This is a genomic window from Synechococcus sp. RC10A2, from assembly GCF_047502605.1.
Genome location: NZ_JANSHP010000023.1, coordinates 1 through 18,108 on the forward strand (window position 1 = coordinate 1; position 18,108 = coordinate 18,108).

General features: G+C 63.3%; 16 protein-coding genes, 2 tRNA genes and 1 pseudogene. 8 read left to right on the forward strand and 11 right to left on the reverse strand.

The features are described 5' to 3' along the window. The 3 genes from NW848_RS02295 to NW848_RS02305 all read right to left on the reverse strand — a co-directional run. Window positions 1–1,917: hypothetical protein (locus tag NW848_RS02295; RefSeq protein ID WP_414510362.1), on the reverse strand; the 1,917-nt coding region annotated here is incomplete at its 3' end. Window positions 1,918–1,950: 33 nt separating this feature from the next. Further along, on the reverse strand, window positions 1,951–2,829 hold the full coding sequence (locus tag NW848_RS02300; protein ID WP_414510363.1) for a type II restriction endonuclease: 879 nt from the start codon (window positions 2,827–2,829) through the stop codon (window positions 1,951–1,953). Then, window positions 2,826–4,265 (reverse strand): TRM11 family SAM-dependent methyltransferase, encoded by a 1,440-nt coding sequence (locus NW848_RS02305; protein ID WP_414510364.1) that lies wholly within the window; start codon window positions 4,263–4,265, stop codon window positions 2,826–2,828. The genes NW848_RS02300 and NW848_RS02305 overlap by 4 nt, the downstream gene beginning before the upstream one ends. On the opposite strand from NW848_RS02305, the gene zwf reads away from it, so the two are divergent. From zwf to NW848_RS02320, 3 genes are all read left to right on the forward strand, one after another. Beyond that, a complete protein-coding gene (zwf, locus tag NW848_RS02310; RefSeq protein ID WP_414510365.1) occupies window positions 4,182–5,630 on the forward strand; it encodes a glucose-6-phosphate dehydrogenase in 1,449 nt (482 codons plus the stop codon). The genes NW848_RS02305 and zwf overlap by 84 nt on opposite strands. Before the next feature lie 267 nt (window positions 5,631–5,897). Further along, window positions 5,898–6,179, forward strand: a complete 282-nt coding sequence (locus NW848_RS02315; RefSeq protein ID WP_414510366.1) for a hypothetical protein — start codon at window positions 5,898–5,900, stop codon at window positions 6,177–6,179. An 85-nt stretch (window positions 6,180–6,264) separates the two neighbouring features. Further along, window positions 6,265–6,483 carry a hypothetical protein gene (locus NW848_RS02320; protein WP_414510367.1) on the forward strand — a complete coding sequence of 73 codons (219 nt, stop codon included), beginning with the start codon at window positions 6,265–6,267 and terminating at the stop codon, window positions 6,481–6,483. A gap of 57 nt (window positions 6,484–6,540) precedes the next feature. On the opposite strand, the pseudogene NW848_RS02325 reads toward NW848_RS02320, so the two are convergent. Together NW848_RS02325 and NW848_RS02330 are read right to left on the reverse strand one after the other, a co-directional pair. Further along, window positions 6,541–6,909 (reverse strand): annotated as a pseudogene (locus NW848_RS02325) (DUF86 domain-containing protein). Next, window positions 6,906–7,241: a nucleotidyltransferase family protein gene (locus NW848_RS02330; RefSeq protein ID WP_414510368.1), complete on the reverse strand. Its 336-nt coding sequence runs from the start codon at window positions 7,239–7,241 to the stop codon at window positions 6,906–6,908. The pseudogene NW848_RS02325 and the gene NW848_RS02330 overlap by 4 nt, the downstream one beginning before the upstream one ends. A 55-nt stretch (window positions 7,242–7,296) precedes the next feature. Between NW848_RS02330 and NW848_RS02335 the strand changes: the two genes are divergently transcribed. Further along, the gene (locus NW848_RS02335) at window positions 7,297–10,254 is read left to right on the forward strand and encodes a VWA domain-containing protein (protein ID WP_414510369.1); all 2,958 of its coding nucleotides are present in this window, start codon (window positions 7,297–7,299) and stop codon (window positions 10,252–10,254) included. A gap of 64 nt (window positions 10,255–10,318) precedes the next feature. Here NW848_RS02335 and fsa read toward each other — a convergent pair whose 3' ends face one another. Further along, window positions 10,319–10,978: a fructose-6-phosphate aldolase gene (gene fsa, locus NW848_RS02340; RefSeq protein WP_414510370.1), complete on the reverse strand. Its 660-nt coding sequence runs from the start codon at window positions 10,976–10,978 to the stop codon at window positions 10,319–10,321. A gap of 23 nt (window positions 10,979–11,001) precedes the next feature. After that, window positions 11,002–11,075: transfer RNA gene (locus NW848_RS02345), tRNA-Gln, on the reverse strand. An 84-nt stretch (window positions 11,076–11,159) separates the two neighbouring features. On the opposite strand from NW848_RS02345, the gene NW848_RS02350 reads away from it, so the two are divergent. Both NW848_RS02350 and dprA read left to right on the forward strand, forming a co-directional pair. Beyond that, window positions 11,160–12,026 carry an ABC transporter permease gene (locus NW848_RS02350; RefSeq protein WP_414510371.1) on the forward strand — a complete coding sequence of 289 codons (867 nt, stop codon included), beginning with the start codon at window positions 11,160–11,162 and terminating at the stop codon, window positions 12,024–12,026. Then, a complete protein-coding gene (gene dprA / locus NW848_RS02355; protein WP_414510372.1) occupies window positions 12,023–13,105 on the forward strand; it encodes a DNA-processing protein DprA in 1,083 nt (360 codons plus the stop codon). Before NW848_RS02350 ends, dprA begins: the two co-directional genes overlap by 4 nt. On the opposite strand, the gene NW848_RS02360 is transcribed toward dprA, so the two are convergent. Further along, window positions 13,102–13,515 (reverse strand): hypothetical protein, encoded by a 414-nt coding sequence (locus tag NW848_RS02360; protein WP_414510373.1) that lies wholly within the window; start codon window positions 13,513–13,515, stop codon window positions 13,102–13,104. The genes dprA and NW848_RS02360 overlap by 4 nt on opposite strands. Before the next feature lie 230 nt (window positions 13,516–13,745). Between NW848_RS02360 and NW848_RS02365 the strand changes: the two genes are divergently transcribed. Next, window positions 13,746–14,510 (forward strand): DNA-methyltransferase, encoded by a 765-nt coding sequence (locus NW848_RS02365; protein ID WP_414510374.1) that lies wholly within the window; start codon window positions 13,746–13,748, stop codon window positions 14,508–14,510. A gap of 127 nt (window positions 14,511–14,637) precedes the next feature. On the opposite strand, the gene NW848_RS02370 is transcribed toward NW848_RS02365, so the two are convergent. The 3 genes from NW848_RS02370 to NW848_RS02380 all read right to left on the reverse strand — a co-directional run bounded on the left by NW848_RS02370 (window position 14,638) and on the right by NW848_RS02380 (window position 17,211). After that, window positions 14,638–15,042, reverse strand: coding sequence for an SCP2 sterol-binding domain-containing protein (locus NW848_RS02370; RefSeq protein ID WP_414510375.1), 405 nt, complete (start codon window positions 15,040–15,042; stop codon window positions 14,638–14,640). A gap of 54 nt (window positions 15,043–15,096) precedes the next feature. Then, complete coding sequence (gene metG / locus NW848_RS02375) at window positions 15,097–17,115, reverse strand: methionine--tRNA ligase (protein WP_414510376.1); 2,019 nt, start codon at window positions 17,113–17,115, stop codon at window positions 15,097–15,099. Window positions 17,116–17,135: 20 nt separating this feature from the next. Then, window positions 17,136–17,211, reverse strand: a tRNA-Arg gene (locus NW848_RS02380). A 192-nt stretch (window positions 17,212–17,403) separates the two neighbouring features. Here NW848_RS02380 and NW848_RS02385 point away from each other — a divergent pair. Continuing rightward, on the forward strand, window positions 17,404–18,099 hold the full coding sequence (locus NW848_RS02385; protein WP_414510377.1) for a PEP-CTERM sorting domain-containing protein: 696 nt from the start codon (window positions 17,404–17,406) through the stop codon (window positions 18,097–18,099). The last annotated feature ends 9 nt before the right edge of the window (window positions 18,100–18,108 follow it).

Sequence of the window (18,108 nt, forward strand, 5' to 3'; positions counted from 1 at the left end):
CCCCGTCGGCAGCTTGGAATAAGCAGCCCCCAGATTGTGCTGCGTGCTTGCCCAGGCATAGGGGAATTCCGTTTCAGTGTAGACCCGCAGGGCGTTCTCGTAGCATGCTATCGCCCTGCGCAGGTTCTCGCTCCGATCCCCCGTCGGCAGAAAGAGATAAGCATTCCCCAGATTGTGCTGCGTCATAGCCCAGTTATAGGGGAATTCCGTTTCGGTTCTGACCCGCAGGGCGGACTGGAAATGCTCTATGGCGGTGAGAAGGACGGAGGCGCGCGACACAACGGGAGTTTTCACTAAGGCGACGCCAAGCCCAAAGTGCGCCTTTGCCCAGAGTTCGTCGCCAACCCGTCTGCGCTCCCCCTCGTCTAGGGCAACCTCCTGCCAGTGCTCCAGCATTGCCCGCGCCTCGCTGATGCGCCGTTCCCTCAGCGCGGACTCGTGCGCCTCTCGCCACTCCTCCAACGCCTCTTTCGGGTTCAATCGCCAGCGGTGGAACCACGCCAGCGCTGGTTGCTCGCGCTTAGACCAGTGGCGCAAAAACCACTGGTGGAGCGTCTCTGCCTGGTCAGGCGGGATTTGTTCCTGCAGCGCCTCCGCCATCGTTTTGTGCAGGCGGTAGAAGCCGTCGGGCAACGCTTCCACGAACGAGAAGCGGGTGAGTAGCTCCCAGCCCGCGCGACCGTTGTGATGCAGGCGTTCGTTGTCGAGCGCAAGGGCAGCCGCTTGGTCGAAGCGCGGCGTGAGGCTCAGCTCCGTCACCCACAACTCCATCGCGCCGTTGTGGAGCGACCTCAGGAATCGGGTCGCCAGCTCGGAAGCGACCTGCTGGCTGGGGATGCCCCGAAACACATCGGGCTTGGGGTCTACTCCTTCGTTCTGGCGCGTGTTCAGCACAATCTCGGCGCAGAGCGCGAGGTAGAGCGGGTGGCAGCTGACCACGGGTCCTGGCTCGGTATCGCAGCACTCGATGATGGCTTGCTGAAGGGGTGTGGTCGGCTCGTCAGGCGGGGGACCGACGCCGCACTTGGACAGGAACGCCTGCGCGTCCCGCGCCGACAGCCCGCCCAGCAGATGCTGATCCAGCCAGCCGCGCCAGTCGGGGTTGTCTTCGTCCCACATTAGGCGGTCGCGCCCGCTGATGACCAGCAGCACCCCGCTGCCGAGGCAATATTCCGCCAGGTGGCGCACCCACTCATCCAGCAAGCGTCCCTGCGCCGTATGTATCTCGCGCCCTGACCAGAGCGCCTCATAGGTGTCCAGAAACAGCACGCCCCGACAGGCTTTGCCCGCACGGGGAGGCAGGTTCTCCTTGAGGTCTTCGGCGAACCGACGGATGAGTTCCTCATAGAGTTGCTGGTCGTCGCGCAGATGGATGACATCCTCGGTGTTGAACACCTTGCGCACATGGGCTTCCAGTTTGGGAAAGCGGCGTATGCTCGCGTCAATCAGCCCGCCTAATCCCTCACGCGGCGCCTGAAAGATAGATGTGATAAACCTAAAAGCGTCTTGCAGGATGGGATTTATCCGCACCAGTGGCGGTGGTTCGCCACCCTCGCGTGCTAAAATCACCTCAAGGCACAGGTCGAAGCGCGGGAACGAGATGCGGAACTGGCTCTCCAAATCGTAGCGCATCTGGAGCAGCGCCTCGCGGTACGCCTGGGTTGGGTCGCGAACGGTCTGCAGGTCGAATCGGGCGTGGGGAATTTTGGCTTGTCGTAGGTTGTCGCACAGTTTGTTGATAAGGGTGGTCTTGCCAATCCCACCCACGCCGTAGAAGGTCAGCACGCGCAGGTCTGTGCCTGCGGGGGCGTTTAGGTAGCGTTCAAACGCCTCGATTGCGCCCTCGCGGTTCGTGAAGTATTCCAGCGCAGCGACCTCAACCAGTGACTCCTGCTTCTGCGACGGATCTCTTCTCATTTCCTTCCCCGCAAGATTGTACCCTACTATACTCTACCCTGTAGATACACTCCCTGCGTCGCTTGTCCACCCCGCCTTCAAGCGCGGCAACTCGTTGCAAAAAAACTCGGTGAAGCCCAGCACGCTTGCCTCGCTTGCGAATCGCGCATGCTTGATTGCGTCGCGCACCACGAGGTACACATTCTGCTGGCTGATGACCTGCACCTTCTCGGCGGTGATGTCTTTCTGCGCCTCCGCCTCGGTCTGCGTACTCATGAGGTACATCGTCAGCCCGCGCGTGGCGGAGAGTTCCTCGAACACCTGCTTGTACCGCTCCCGCAGGGTGCGCTTGACCGATAGCACGGTACAGCGTCGCCTATCCTTCTCCCACATCGCAAGGCTGGGGAATAGGAAGTCGACCGTGCCGTTGAGGGTGCGCTGACGCTCGTACAAGCCCTGATAGCCCAACTGGTTCAGGATGAACGCCACATGGTACTGCGCACTGCCGCCCGCGCGGGTCTTGCGACTTTGCGCAAACGACTCTGTGAGTAGTTTGTAGAACGGCGCCAGCGACTTGGAGACTGCTATCAGTGCCTCGCGCGGTTCACGGTTCGTCGCCAGACGCCCCTGCAAGCCCTCAAGCAGGCTCCGCAGCGCAGGGTACTTGCTTTGGGTTGTGTCATCGGCAGCCAAGAACGCCTCCACTGCCCCTTCGATAAGTTCGCGCTCCGTCTCCAAGTAAATTTCGTACTCGGCGTCGAGCAGCCTGCACAGGTAGTCATTCACATTCGCGCAACTGACCGCGCCCAGTTCGGCTTGGATACGCGCTTGCGCCTGCTCCGCCAACGCCTTGCCCGAAAGTCGCTCCCCTCGTAGCCAGTTGGCAAAACCGTCGTCACCCAGAATCTCGTCGCGCAGGGTGTCGTCGCTCATGGCTGTCGCTGCAGCACCACGATATGCTCTTCGGTCATCGTCGGCGAGAGTTCGCCTGGCTTGTTGGAGGGGCTATTGCGCAGGGGCATCCGCTTGTTCGGGATGTTGCGGTGGTGCGTCGTGATGTGCGTCCAGCCGAAGCAGGCGGCAATCTCGATAAGGATACGGTCGGTCGGCAGGCGCACACCCTTCACAGTGCGGTTGCCCACCACGAAGCAGCCGTATCCGCCTGCCCTGACCACGCGACTGAGTTCGGGGAAGCACTGCGCGAAGTCGTCGTAGAACTGCTTGACCTGCGCGGCGCGTTTGGGGCAGGCGTCGCCGATTGCCGCCAGCGCACGCGCCAGACTTGGCGACTCGTAGCGCGGCTCGGTCGGGGCAAGCCTGCCGCCCAACGCGCGTTTGTCGATGGATTTTGCCGTCTCATCGTCGTAGCCCAGCCACTGCAACACCAACCGCGAGAACTGCCCATACGCCACCGTCGTCTGCGAGTCGCCATATGGGGGCGAGGTCACCACGATGTCCACTGCGCCCGTTGGCAGCGGGACGCCTTCCCGCAGGTCGCGCTCGTACACATCCGCCCGTGTGTGCGGATCGCGGTCGCGCAGGAACTCCTCCAGCCCGCGCAGGTTGCGTCCCAGCCGCTCCCAGAAGGTCTCGAACACCCGCGGGCGGTAGGCAGGCAACTCGGCTTCGGGGATGCGGTACAGTTTGTATTCGCCGCGCCGCGTGTTGGAACATTCGCGCACTGTCGCCGCAAACGCCACCCAGAAAAAGTCGCGCGTCTCGGCAGGCACTGCGCTCTCAATCGCATACCGCAGCAGCGCCAAGTCGCGCTGCGCTTCAGGCTTGAACCAGTAGTCGATGTTGTAAAAGCGCGGCGGGGGAATCTCCACCCCTCGCTTCAGCAGGTCGTCTACGCACTGGCGGAGTTCCCGCGCGTGGCGATGCACTGCAAGCAGGTCGTAGTCGGTCGTCTTGACCCGCGCCAGCAGCACGGCGAACGGGTTCAGGTCAATTCCGACGGCGTTGACGCCCGCCAGACGCGCCTCCACCAGCGATGTGCCCGACCCGCAGAAGGGGTCTAACAGCAGCCGTGCGCCCCCGCCGTAGGTGCGGATCAGTCGCCGCGCCACCTGCGGAATCATCATCGCGGGGTAGATGTGGTAGCCGTGGGTGTGCGTTTTGGTGTCGGCGGCGGCGTAGTCCCAATCCTCGCCGTCGCTCTCCGCCAGCCCCAAATGCAGGCGCATCTGCTCGCGTACCCTATCGGTTGTGGTCAGGTGTGCCTCGTACAGCCCCATCTTGTCGCCGATTATACCCCGCCCCGTGCAGGTATCCTTAACCCCGCCATGAACGCGCGCGAGACGACGATTGTTATCTTCGGGGCGACGGGCGACCTGACCCGACGCCTGCTGCTGCCCGCGCTGCTGCAACTGTGCCGCGCACGCGCCCTGCCCGACACCGTGCGCATCCTCCTCTACGCCCGACGCCCCTACACCCTGCAGACCTACCTCGCCGAAGTCGAAGACGACCTGCGCGCCGCAGGCAAACCGCTCGACGGCTGGCGCGAGTTCTGCACCCGCTTCGTCGCCTATGTGCAGGGCGGACTGGACGAACAGGGCGTGTGCCAACTGCACGACCATATCCGCGGCAACGCGCTGTTCTACCTCGCGCTGCCCCCAGGCGCGTTCGCCACTGCCAGCCAACTCCTCGCCCACGCGGGACTGCACGACGAAACGCACGGCTTCCGACGACTCGTCATCGAAAAGCCCTTCGGCTACGACCTCGAAAGCGCACAAACGCTCGACCGCCAAGTGCGCGAACACTGGCGCGAAGAGCAAATCTTCCGCATCGACCACTACCTCGGCAAGGAGACCGTGCAGAACATCCTCGTGTTCCGCTTCGCGAACCTGCTGCTGGAGCCGCTGTGGAACCGCAACTATGTCGAGCATGTGCAAATCACGGCGGCGGAGACGGCAGGGCTGGAAGGGCGCGCGAGCTATTACGACCAAGCGGGCGCCCTGCGCGACATGATTCAAAACCACCTGATGCAACTGTTCACGCTGACGGCGATGGAGCCGCCCAGTAGCCTCGTGTACGACGACCTACGCACCGAGAAGGTCAAGGTACTCAAAAGCGTGCGCCCCATCCCGCGCAGCGCGGTGAACGCCTTCGCCGTGCGCGCCCAATACACCGCTGGCGAGGTGGACGGACGGCGCGTGCCCGGCTACCTTGAAGAGGAGGGCATCCCGCACGACTCGCGCACGGAGACCTACGCCGCCATCAAGCTCTATGTGGACAACTGGCGCTGGCGGGGCGTGCCGTTTTACTTGCGCACGGGCAAACGCCTCGCCGCCGACCGCAGCGAAATCGCTGTGCAGTTCAAAACGCCCCCGCTGCACCTGTTCCGCGAGACGCCGCTGGATCGGCTGGAGCCGAACTGGTTTCTGTTCGAGATGAAGCCCGCGGAAGCCATCTACCTTGTGGCGCAAGCGAAAAAGGTCGGGCTGGAGTTGACCCCGCGCACGCTGGTGCTGCGTGCGCCCTACCGCGAGGCGGGACAGGAGGGCTTCGACGCCTACACCACCCTGCTGCTGGACGCGCTGGAGGGCAACCGCCAGCACTTTTTGCGCTTTGATGAGGTGGAGTGGGCGTGGCGCGTGTTAGACCCCATCCTCAAGGCGTGGCAAAGCGACGACAGCCCCCTGCCCACCTACCCCGCAGGCAGCGAGGGTCCCCCCGAAGCCGTGCGCATCTTGGACAGCGAACAGCACCACTGGCGACCGCTGCGGGGATGAAGTAGGGCGACGCAAGGTTGTAGGGGCGACGGGCCCGTCACCCCTACGACCCGCCGCACCGTGGCGGAGGGGCTGGGGGTGAGGGCATCACCTGCAAGCGGTCTGCAGACCGCGGCGCATGGTCTACAGACCACAAGCCATGGTCTACAGACCGCGGACGCCGGTCTACAGACCGCAAGCCATGGTCTGCAGACCGCGGGCGATGGGAAGCCGCCATCAACAGGAGTCGCCCCCTGTGCGTCGAACTTAGCCGACGGAGGACTGACCATGCGAACCGATTTTGTCAAGCGACGCGACCGTGAGTTTGAAGCGCAAGTGGCGCAGTTTCTGGCGAACCTCGGACCCGTCAAGACCGCGCTGGGACTGCCCGCCAACTGGGAAGCGCAACTGATCGCCCGCAAGAACGCCTTCACCAACGCGCTGAATAATACCTATCGCCGCACCAAAGTTTACAAAAAACAGCAGTTGACGACCCCCTCCTTGAGGTTCCCCCTGCACGCAGGGGGAACCGATGGGCTTGGTTCCCCTCGCGAAGCGGGGGGAACCTAAAGGAGGGGGGCAAATATGAACTCTGTCCGCACGATTGGTATGAAAAGCAGGAACCCGCTGCACGCCCGCGAACCCATGCCCTGCTATGCCAACACAGGGCAGTTTCCCGTGGGTGGCGCGCTACAACGAACCACTACAGGGCGCGCCCGACTTTAGCGTTTTGCTGGATCACAAGCCCGCAGGCGCGAAAGGCTGGGTGCGCGTCGGCGCGGACGGACACTACTACCTCGGCAACCGACGCATCCGCTTCTGGGGGGTCAACATTACGGCGGGCGCGTGCTTCCCCGAACCCTGCGCTGATTAGTGCTTGGAGGTATCCAGTGTCGCCGAAGCGGGCGAACTGCACACATGGCACACCTTGCTAACCGCTCTCGTCCGTGTCGAGAGAGGTGAGGATCGTAAGTATTGCTTGGCGGAGTGGCGCGAGGTCTTCCCGCACGGTCTTCCAGACAATCTCTACGCTGACATCATAGTAGCCGTGAATAAGGATGTCGCGCATTCCCGCAATTTCCTACCAGGGGATTTCTGGATACTTGCGTCTAAGCGAGTTCGGGATGTGCTTGACCGCTTCCCCAATAACTTCTAAGGCGCGGATCGTTGCCATGACTCGCATCTCGTCGTCAGCGAAAACCTCGAGTGAGGGTACCTCAGTCACGAAACGCTGTGCCTTCTCGGCGTTGCGGAGAATGTCCTCCAAGTGGTCGCGAATCGCGCGTCTTTGTCGCTTCATACAGGGATTGCTTCCTCCAGAATCCGCTTCCCGATATGGGGCTTGAGGGCATCCTTGAGCGCGAGGTCGACGCGCTTGCCCAGCAGCTGGGTTAACTCGTGCTGGAGCCGCGCGAGATCGAGGAGGGTCGGCGTTTCGCTGAACTCGACCAGCACATCGATGTCGCTGCAGCGTCGCTGCTCGCCGCGCGCGTGCGAGCCGAACAGCCATAGCGCACGGATGGGGTACCGTCGCTGCAGGTCTGGCAAGTGCTGGCGCAACACGGTGCAGATACGGTCGCGCTCGGCAGCTGGGTTCACTCGCGCCGTTAGCGGGTCTTTAGGTCGCTTCACAGCAGTATTATATCCCACAGCAGGGTAAGCACTCTTCGGGTATAACTACCGTGCCATGCGTTTCACCGAGCCGTGGTATCTGCTGTTGCTGCCTGTGGCGTGGGGCTGGGTCTGGTGGACGGGTCGGCGTCTGCTGGGGGTCAGTCGGGCGCGTCGGCGGGTGATTCTGGCGTTGCGCTTCACGCTGGTGCTGCTGATTGTGCTGGCGCTGGCGGGCTGGCAGGGGGTCGGGTCGCTGCGCAGCGTCTGCACAGTGTTTGTGCTGGATCAGTCGGCGAGCGTTTCGGACGAGGGGCGCGCCGCCGCGCAACAGTACCTGCAAGAGGCGATTCGCCAAGCCCCTGACGACGCACGGACGGGGCTGGTGGTGTTTGGCGCGGAGCCGATGGTGGAGTGGCTGCCCGCACCGCGCAAGACGATGGACAGCATGTACGCCAAGCCGAACCCCGACGGCACGGATATTGCCGCCGCGTTGCGCTTGGCGAGCGCGCTGTTCCCCGACGGCTACGCGCGGCGCATCGTGCTGCTGACCGACGGCAACGAGACGGCAGGCGACGCCTACGCTGCCGCGCAGGTCGCCGCGGTGGAGGGTATCCCGATTGATGTCGTGCCGTTGCCGACGGGCAAGGCGGGCAACGACGCGCTGATAGAAGTGGTGGAGGCGCCCAGCGTCGCCAAAGTCGGCGAGCCGTACACCGTGCGCATCGTGGTGCAGTCCCAAAAGCACGCGGAGGGCACAATCGCCCTTGACCGCGAGGGCGCGCCCATCAAGCGCATCCCCGTCAAACTCTCGCCCGGCGCGAACCTGATTACGACCACCCTGCGGGCGGACAAGCCAGGCGTGCAGCGCATTCGCGCCGTGCTGGAGGTGCAACCCGACAGCGACCTACGCAACAACCTTGGGCTGGCGCTGACCCGCGTGCAGGGCAAGCCGCATGTGCTGATTGCGGAGGGCAGGGCAGGCGCGAGCGACGCGATTGCCCGCGCGCTGCAGGCGAACGCGATTGCCGTCACGCGCGTGCGCGAGGGCGGCTTCCCCGACCGCCCCGAAAAACTGCTCGACTACGACGCGATTGTGTTCAACGACTTCCCCGCGACCGCGCTTAGCCCGCAGCAGATGGAAGCGGTGCAATCCGCCGTGCGCGAGGGCGGCGTCGGCTTCATAATGATTGGCGGCGAGAACTCGTACCAGCCCGGCGGCTACTACGGCACCCCGATTGCCGAACTGCTGCCCGTGGACTTGGAGATCAAGCATCGGCAGATTCAGCACGCGGCGACCGTTATCCTGATTGTGGACGCTTCGGGCAGTATGAACAACTACATCGGGCAGCACAAGGTGGCGCACTTGGCGGCGGAAGCATCCATCAAGACGCTGCAGATGCTGCGCCCCATCGACCGCTTCGGGGTGATTATCAGCAGCCATGGGTCGGACTGGCTGCTGCCCGATATGGCGCGCACGGGATTCGACCCGTTCAGTTGCGACGGTCGCCAGTTTCAGGGCTGTCACGGGCGGCGTGCGGGTCAGCCGCCGAGCGCGATTTTCCCCGCGAGTGAGCGCGAGCCGATTATCGCCGTGCTGCAGAAGGTGTACGGCACAGGGGGCGGGATCTTCGTGCGGGGCAGTCTGGAGATGGCGATGCGCGGGATGCTGACCGAGCCGCCCGACCGCGCGCGGCACATCATCATGCTGGCGGACGCCAACGACTGCGACGAGCAGGAGGGCAGTATCGAAATCGCTCAGAAGTTGCGAGCGATGGGCGTGACGCTGAGCGTGGTGGCGTTCGGCGACGGCGACGCAACCAAATTCTTGAAGCAACTGGCGCGGGTCGGCGGCGGGCAGTTCTATCAGACGCGCGATGCGGCGTCCCTACCGCGCCTGTTCACTGCCGATGTGAGCGCGATGACGCGCAGCGCGATTGAGCAGGGCGCGTTCATCCCCAAAGTGAACACGGCGGACGAGCGACTGCGCGAGGTGGACTGGAATCGCACGCCCGCCCTGCTGGCGTACAACTTGGTCTCGGAGCGACCGCTGGCGCAGACGCTGATGCGCACGCACAAGGACGACCCGCTGCTCTCGGTGTGGCGGTACGGGCTGGGCACGGCGATTGCGTTCACTTCGGACGCGCAGCCGCGCTGGGCGCAACGCTGGCTGGGCTGGGACGGCTACTCGGTCTTCTGGACGCAGGTGATTCGCAGCGCAATGCGCCCCAGCGCGCAGCCGAATCTGGGGCTGACGGCGACCGTGCGCAACGGGCAAGCGATTGTGGAACTGCAGGCGTTCACCCCGCAGGGCGAGCCGATTAACGGGCTGACGCCGAAACTGACCGTGGGCGCACCGTCGGGCGAGACGACGGAACTCACGCTGAGCATGGAGGGCGCAGGACGCTACACGGCGCAGTTCCCACTGCGGGGGCAGGGGCTGTATGTGCTAAGCACGCAGGGCGATTTCGGCACGGGGCGCACCGCGACGCTGACCACCGCGCTGGCAGTGCCCTACCCGCTGGAGTACCGTTTTTATCGTCAGAACCGCCCGCTGCTGGAGCGGATTGCGTCGCTGACGGGTGGGCGCGTCGTGCCTGAACCTGCCCGCGCCTACGACCCGCCGCCTGCGCCCCAGCGGTTCACGCGCGACTTGTGGACGCTCGCGTTGCTGCTCGCGCTCATGCTGCTGATGGTGGACATCACGGTACGGCGCGTGGTGATTACGCTTCCCGAAGCGGTTGCCGCGCTCGTGGGGCGGTTGCGCTGGCGTCGGGAGCGGCGCGGGGCGACTGCGCCTGTCGCTGCACGGTTGCAGGCGGCTAAACAGCGGGCTGCCCAGCGCACGCAGGTTCCTACCGCTCCGCGCGAGCGCGTCGCTGCGACTGCGACCGTGCGCACGCCGCCGTCCCAGCCCGACACGCCGTCCGAAAAACCGCCGCCCGTCGCCACGGCGCCGAAACCGACCAGCACGGACGGCGCGCCCGAAGATACACTGGGACGCCTGCTGAAGGCGAAGCGGAACAGAAGCTAACTTTGGAGTGCGGAAGCGCAGCTTCCGCAACACGCTGAAGCGAACGCTTCAGCACTCCAAACAGTTATTCAAAAATCCGCAGCCCCGCCTTGTTCCAGTCGTCCAGGAAGCGTTTCAAGCCGATGTCGGTCAGCGGGTGCTGGAACAGTTGCTCAAAGACCTTGAAGGGCATCGTGGCGATATGCGCGCCCAGTCGCGCCGCCTCCACCACATGCATCGGGTGGCGAATGCTGGCAACCAGCACCTCGCTGTCGAAACCGTAGTTCGCCACGAGTTGCACGGCGTCTTCGATGGTGCGCATGCCTTCGCTGGAGACATCGTCCACGCGCCCGACGAACACGCTGATGTAGGTTGCGCCCGCCTTCGCTGCCAAAAGCGCCTGCGTTGGCGAGAAGACCAGCGTCATGTTCACGCGGATGCCTTCGCGGGTCAGTTGGCGCGTGGCGGCAATCCCTGCAGGCGTCATCGGTACTTTGACCACGATATTGGGCGACCACGAAGCAATTTCGCGCCCCTCGCGCAGGATGTCCTCGACGGTTGTGCCGACTACCTCCGCGCTGATGGAACCGTGAGGAAGGATGGAGCAGATTTCCAGCACCGTCTCCTTGAAGCCACGCCCTGCTTGCGCTATCAGCGAGGGGTTAGTCGTCACGCCGTCCAAAATGCCCCACTCCGCCGCTTTGCGCACTTCCTCAACCCTGCCCGTGTCCACGAAGAGTTTCATTAGGAGGCTCCTTGATGCGGTTTTGGCTGCCGGGGGTGGATTCGAACCACCACTACCAGATCCAGAGTCTGGCGTCCTGCCGTTAGACGACCCGGCAACACCTCCCTATTATACCTAATCGCGACCGAAGTCAAGCGGTTTGCTCACAGGACTTCTGACCTGACTGCCGAATCCGAGAGGCGTGCGCGAGCTGGTGCAGGAACTGTGGGCTTATCGCGAACTGCTGCGAACGCTGGTGGTTCGCGAGTTGCGCGTGCGCTACAAAAACTCCGCCTTGGGCTTCTTCTGGTCGCTGGTGAACCCGCTGGCGACCGTGCTGGTGATGACGATTGTGTTCAAGTATGTGATGGGCATGCGCATCGCGAACTATTCAGCGTACATTCTGGCAGCGTATCTGCCGTGGACCTTCTTCCAGTTCGCGCTGCTGGACGCCAGCCAGACGATTCTGGTGTATATGCAGGTGATTCGCAAGATTTACTTTCCGCGCGTGCTGCTGCCGTTGGCGGCGGTGCTGGCGAACTTTATCCATTTCCTGCTGGCGCTGGGCGTGCTGTTTGTCTACCTTTACGGCTTCGTGGGCACGCCGCCCCAGTGGGGACTGCTGTGGCTGCCTGTGGCGATGCTGAGCCAGTTGTTGTGGGTGGTGGGGCTGGCGGCAATCATCGCCTGCTGGAATGTGTTCTACGAGGATGTGAAGTACCTGGTGAGCGTCGGGCTGCAGCTGCTGTTTTTCCTGACGCCCATTATTTACTTCTCGGAGCAATTGCGCTACACGACGCTGGTTCCAGAGGCGTATCGCGAGGGGCTGTTCTGGGCGTATCATGTGCTGAACCCGATGGCGACGCTGGCGATGGCGTACCGCAAGGCGATTCTGCCCCCGATTACGATTGTGCAAGAGCATACGGCGTTGGGACAGGCGAGCCAGTTCCCCGACATGCCGTTGCCCCTGTGGTTGCTGGGACTGAACCTGCTGCTGGGGCTGAGCATCGCGCTGTTGGGGCTGAGCTATTTTAGAAAACGCGAGTGGGAGTTTGTGGAGCGACCATGAGCCGAGAGGAACTGTGCGCGTGGCTGCGACTGCTGCGCTTGGAGTTCTCGCCGAGCAAGGTGCGTGCGCTGTTGGAGCGGTTTGGTGATGCGGAGGGCGTCTTGCGTGCGCCTGCAGACGCGCTGCGCGAAGTTGCGGGCATGCGCGAGGCGGATGTCGTCGCGATTGAGCGCGTCGCCCGCGAGCCTGTCGAGATCCCCGCGCTGCTGGAATCGGGCGAGGCGCGATTGGTGCTGGAGTCCGACCCCGACTTCCCGCGCCCGCTGGTCGGGCTGCCCGACATCCCGCCCGCGCTGCTGGTGTGGGGCGAATTGCACGAGCGCGATCGGTTCGCCGTCGGCGTGGTGGGCACGCGCCAGCCGAGCGCATATGGGCGCATGGTCGCCGAGCGGTTCACGCGCGATTTGTGCGATGCAGGGCTGACGATTGTCAGCGGCGGCGCGCTGGGCATCGACACGGTCGCGCACCGCACCGCGCTGGAAGCGGGCGGGCGCACTGTCGCCATCTTGGGCAGCGGGCTGGGCAACCTGTACCCTGCCGAGAACCGCGCGCTGTTCCGACGCATCGCCGAATCGGGCGGCGCAGTCGTGTCGCAGTATGCGTGGGACGCCGCGCCCGACCCGTGGCGGTTCCCCGTGCGCAATCGGTTGATTGCCGCGTGGGGGCTGGGCGTGCTGGTGGTGGAAGCCCCCGCCCAAAGCGGCGCGCTGATTACCGCGCGGCTCGCCGCCGAGTACGGGCGCGAGGTGTTCGCCGTGCCTGGCAGCATCGATAACCCCAAAAGCAAGGGCTGCCACGCGCTCATCAAAGACGGCGCAGCGCTGGCGGAATCGGCAGAGGACATCCTAAGCACGCTGAAAATCACCGCCGCGCCGCGCGAACGCGCCGAGAGCCTGCCGCTACTGACCGAAGTGCAGGAGAAACTGCTTAGTGCGCTGGATTTGGAGCCGCGCCATGTGGACGCGCTGGCACGGCAGGTGGGGCTGGCGGTGCATATCGCACAGGCGGAACTGACGATGCTGGAAATGCAGGGGCTGGCACGGCGGATGCCTGGTGGGGCGTTCGTGCGTGTGCTTTAGCGACGACTGCCCACCCGCCGTGTCTCGCTACGGTAGACCTCTGCCAGCCCATAAAACGGATTGTTGCGCCACGCCTGCTTGAGCTTAATCAGCGCGAACTTGAGCGTCTTCGCTGCCGCCTGCTTGGTGACGCCCAGCTGCCTACCAATCTCCTGGAGCGTCCAGCCGTTCAGGTACTGCTCGCAGACATACCGCTGGCGCGGGGTCAGGTTCGCCCGATCCAGCACGCTTTCGATCTCCACGCGCTCCAAGTAGGCGATTGCCCGCCGCTGCGGGTCTACGAGGTCGTGCAGTTGCGCCTGCAGTTTGCGATGGCGGCGCAGCTTGCGCTCAAACGAATCCTCGCGCGTGAAGGGATACTCTCCGTTGCGCTCCGATGCGATCCAGAACTCCGTCTCGTGGGCTTGCATGACAACGCCTCCACCCTTTAGGATGAGCATGTATACATTTGTATACCCAGCAGAGTAGGGTGGAAGTCAAGGGGGTGAGAGGGTGTTCGAAAAATCGTTCGGCAGCATGTTCGGTAAGCCCTTTTCGCAGGGCGCGGCGACCGCGCCCTTACCTGCTAATCGGTACGGGCGCGGTTCCCGCGCCCTATTTTTCGAACACCCTCAGGGGGTGAGGTACAATCTGATGGAGAATGCCTACGATTCAACTCATTCACGGGGACGCGCTTGAGTACCTGCCGCAAATGGCGGCGGCAAGCGTCGATATGATTTTCGCGGACTCGCCCTACAATTTGTCAGGCAGCGGGTTCTTGACATGTCGCTCGGGACGCCCCGAAAAGTGCGATAAAGGCGTGTGGGACCAGGTCGAAGACCTGCATGCCTTCAATCGCCAGTGGATAGCCGAGTGTGTGCGCGTCCTCAAAGACGAAGGCACGCTCTGGATTTCGGGCACGCTGCACAATCACCCCTCTATCGGGATGGCGCTCAAGGAACTGGGACTGTGGATTATCAACGACATCATCTGGTATAAGCCGAACGCTACGCCGTTGCTCCGCACCAATCGGCTTGCGCCTGCGACCGAACTTATCTGGGTCGCCAGCAAGTCGAAGCGGTATTACCTCGACTACGATATGGCAAAGCGTCTCAACGGGGGTAAGCAGATGCGCAATCTGTGGGTCATCCCCGCTGAGAAGCACCGCACGGAGCATCCCGCCGAGAAGCCCGAAACGCTCCTCACGCGCGTTTTGTTGCTCGGCTCACGCGAGGGCGACACAGTGCTGGATCCGTTTATGGGTTCGGGCACGACGGGCGTCGTCGCCAAGCGTCTTGGGCGCAACTTTATCGGCATCGAAGTTGATGCACGCTACTACGCGCTTGCCAAAGCGCGGATTGAGGGCGACAGCGGCGAACCCCCTACGATTCACCTCTTTTCGGACACGCTGCCGCTTGAGGAGTGAATATCAGAGCTGTACCTGCGAGCATACCTGTAGGCAGCGGGAGACTCGCCAAAGCCATGCGCCCCTTGAACAGCGAAGCCACCACTGGCGGACGCAGAAGCCGAATGCGTCGCCCCACATATGCTTCCTATCCCGCTAACCCTTTCTCTTGCAGGTATTGCCGATAGACCGCCACCGCCTGCGGCATCGTGCTGGTGAGTTGCATGATGCCGCTGACGCGCCCTTTGGGCTGAATCTTGCGTTGGGTGAACGCCATCATCGCGTTCTCTTGACCCGTGTAGAGCTTGTGGAACAAGTCCGCCGTTAGGGTCAGCGCGGCTTCCTCTTCGCCGTCGGGCTTTTCGGTTGCCAATTCCAACTTGCCGCCGCGCGTGTCGATCCAGAAATCTATGTCGGGCTGCTTGATGTGGATGGCAATCAGCATGTCCAGTTTCTGCCAGCCCTCGCGGATGACATCCACCTCGCGCAGCCGCTCGATAAACTCCAGCACGAACGCCTTCGCCTGCTCAGTATCACGATACGGGAACCCCATCGTCGTCTACCTCCAACGGAATGGTTAGACGGCGCGCGGTGGATTCCTGCCGTCTCAGCGCACGATGCTGCCGCTGGGCACTTCGCGGTCGGGATGCAACAGCACCGCCTTGCCGTCCACATCCGCCGCCAGCATCATGCCCTCCGAGACGATGCCCCGTATCAGCGCAGGCTGCAGGTTCACCAGCACGGGAATCTGCTTCCCCACCAACTGGTCGGGCGCGTAGTCCTCGGCGATGCCCGCGACAATCGTGCGCGTCTCACCGCCGACATCGAGCGTCAGTTTCAGCAACTTGGTGGACTTGGGCACAGGCTCGGCGGCGGTGATGGTCGCAATCCGTATCTGCAGCCGCTTGAAGTCGTCGATGGTGATGGTGTCTTGCATGGCTGTGGCTCCTTGCGTCGTAGGTTCAGGGGCGGGCGTAGGCGCGGGCGGCTGTTTCGGCGCCGCCTTTGCTTGTAGGCGCGGGAAGATAGGTTTCGGCTCCTGCAGCGCATGTCCTGTAGGCAGCGCGTCCATCGCAGTTGCCTCGCTCCAAGTGGGCACATTTCCGATGCCGAGTTGTCGCGCGATTTCGCGGGCGACTTGGGGCTTCGCAGGCTCCACCAACGCGCTCAGCAGCCGCGCCGCGATAAGCCCTGCATACAGCACCTGCCCCGCACGCGCCGTGTTGCCCTGCTTCATCAGTGTCCACGGCGCCTGCTCGTCGTAGTAGCGGTTCACCGCGCTGATAATCTGCCACGCTTCGCGCAGCCCGCGCGGGAAGTCCACCGCCTCATACGCCTCCGTCACCCGCGCGGCTTGCTGGACAAATAGGTCCGCCAGCCCCGCGTCCACACGCGCGTTGTCGGGCACGCGCCCGCCGAAGTAGCGGTGCATCATCGATAGCGTGCGGTGCAACATGTTGCCCAAATCGTTCGCCAAGTCGCCGTTGTAGCGCGTTTCCAGCCCCTCCAGGCTAAACTCGGCATCGGAATCGGTGGGCATCTCGCGCAGCATGTAGTAGCGGAAGGCGTCCACCGCGTAGGGCGTCTCGCAGCCTGACGCCACCGCCAACGACTGCACGACCTCCAGCGGCGCGTACACATTGCCCAGCGACTTGGACATCTTCTGCTTGTTCACAATCCACCAGCCGTGCCCGTACAGGCGTTCGGGCAGGGGCAAGTCTAATGCCATCAGCATCGCGGGCCAGATGGTCGCATGGAAGCGCGGCAGGATGTCCTTGCCCATCAGTTGCAAATCGGGCGGCCAGGTGTCGGTGTAGCCCGCGCGCTCCAGCCAGCCCGTCGCCGTCAGGTAGTTCAGCAGCGCGTCGAACCAGACATAGACTACGCCGCTGGCAGGGTCGTCAGGCACGGGCACGCCCCAATCCGTGCCTGTGCGCGTGACAGCAATATCCTGCAACCCCTCCGCGATGAAGCCCAGCGTCTCGTTGCGCCGCACCTCCGGTTCGATAAAGCGCGGATTTGCCGCGATATGCTCCTTCAGGCGCGATTCGTAGGCAGACAGGCGGAAGTAGTAGCACGGCTCGTCGCGCCACTCCAGCGGCTTGCCGCAGTCGGGGCAAGTGCGCGACTCGTCCACCTTGCTGCTGGCGAAGAAGGTCTCGCACGAGACGCAGTACCAGCCTTGATAACTGCCCAAGTAGATGTCGCCCTTGTCGCGCAGGCGACGGAAGACTTCCGTCACCACGCGCTTGTGGCGGTCTTCGGTCGTTCGGATGAACACATCGTACTCAATATGCAGGGCTTGCCATGTGCGCTGGAACACCTCTGCCATCTCGTCGACGAACTGCTGGGTGGGGACGCCGCGCTCTTGGGCGACTCGATGCACTTTGGGCGCATTCTCGTCCGTGCCCGTCAGGAAGTAGACCGTGCGCCCGCGCCGCTTTTGGAACCGTGCGCAGGCATCGGCGACAATCGTCGTCAGCGCGGTGCCGATGTGCGGCGAGCTGTTGACATAATAAATCGGCGTCGTGATGTAGTAGCGCTTCATGCTCAGCGGGTAGTGTACCCAATTGTGCGTCGGACGCAGACACGCTTGCCATACGCCCCCGACAGAAAGCCTTCGCACGCGCGGACATAACACCCCACTGGCGCCCCCGGCGGGACTCGAACCCACAACCAACGGCTTAGAAGGCCGCTGCTCTGTCCATTGAGCTACGGGGGCGCGGGTAGCCTAATTATACACCACGCTTGATACTGACCCCCAATTCGCCCCAAAAACCGCAGAAATCGCTCCAACACCTGTCCGCTTTTCGGGGGTTTTTGAGTCTTTAAGTGTGGATGTCGAAGCAACCGATGCCTGTCATGGCATGGCAGGCACACACGGCATCTAATCCTAACCTGGAGGTACAACAGGATGAAAGGGCTTAAACTTTTCGGTATCGCGCTGTCAATAGCAGCAGTCTCTGTAGCGTTCGCCAGCGGCTGGACGGTCAGTGTCTCGACCAGTAAAGGGATACTGTTCGGTCCGAGCGTGTCGACGACGCAGACCGATGTGCCGTTCATCATCAACACATTCGGGCCATTCAACGCGCCAGCGGCTCAGTTCGTCAACACCCTGCCACAGGTGAACTTCCTGACGACGCTGGGTAACCCGAACCCGATTCTCGTGGGCGACGGCACATTTTTCACGGGCGGCACCTACACCGCTGCGTACACCATCACCAGCACGAAGGCGCCGCTGACTGGGTTCAACTTCGTCGTAAGCGGGTTCGTCTCCGGTCTGGGACAGATCATCTGGACGAAGAAGGTGGTGGATCTCGGCACCAGCCGAGTGCTCTACAACGGCAGTGGCGTGTTCAGCGGGGCGAGCTACCCTGGCGGCGGCGACGGAATTGTCGGTATCAGCGCCTTTGTGCCGCTCGCTGCGCCGTCCGCGAATGTGCAGGTCATCGAGACCTTCATCGTGCATATCGATGGCGCGCCCGCGCCAGGTACCTCGACTGCCTCACTGCTGCTGGTGGAGCAAGACTGGGTGCCTGAGCCTGCGAGCATGCTCGCGCTGAGCGCGGGACTGGCAGGACTGCTGCTACGCCGACGCGCGAAGAAGTGATGCTTTGAA

Coding starts and splice junctions, on each gene's coding strand:
- NW848_RS02300 (WP_414510363.1), bottom strand. CDS start 2,829: ATGAGCGACGACACCCTGCGCGACGAGATTCTGGGTGACGACGGTTTT.
- zwf (WP_414510365.1), top strand. CDS start 4,182: ATGAACGCGCGCGAGACGACGATTGTTATCTTCGGGGCGACGGGCGAC.
- NW848_RS02315 (WP_414510366.1), top strand. CDS start 5,898: ATGCGAACCGATTTTGTCAAGCGACGCGACCGTGAGTTTGAAGCGCAA.
- NW848_RS02320 (WP_414510367.1), top strand. CDS start 6,265: ATGCCAACACAGGGCAGTTTCCCGTGGGTGGCGCGCTACAACGAACCA.
- NW848_RS02335 (WP_414510369.1), top strand. CDS start 7,297: ATGCGTTTCACCGAGCCGTGGTATCTGCTGTTGCTGCCTGTGGCGTGG.
- fsa (WP_414510370.1), bottom strand. CDS start 10,978: ATGAAACTCTTCGTGGACACGGGCAGGGTTGAGGAAGTGCGCAAAGCG.
- dprA (WP_414510372.1), top strand. CDS start 12,023: ATGAGCCGAGAGGAACTGTGCGCGTGGCTGCGACTGCTGCGCTTGGAG.
- NW848_RS02360 (WP_414510373.1), bottom strand. CDS start 13,515: ATGCAAGCCCACGAGACGGAGTTCTGGATCGCATCGGAGCGCAACGGA.
- NW848_RS02365 (WP_414510374.1), top strand. CDS start 13,746: ATGCCTACGATTCAACTCATTCACGGGGACGCGCTTGAGTACCTGCCG.
- NW848_RS02370 (WP_414510375.1), bottom strand. CDS start 15,042: ATGGGGTTCCCGTATCGTGATACTGAGCAGGCGAAGGCGTTCGTGCTG.
- NW848_RS02385 (WP_414510377.1), top strand. CDS start 17,404: ATGAAAGGGCTTAAACTTTTCGGTATCGCGCTGTCAATAGCAGCAGTC.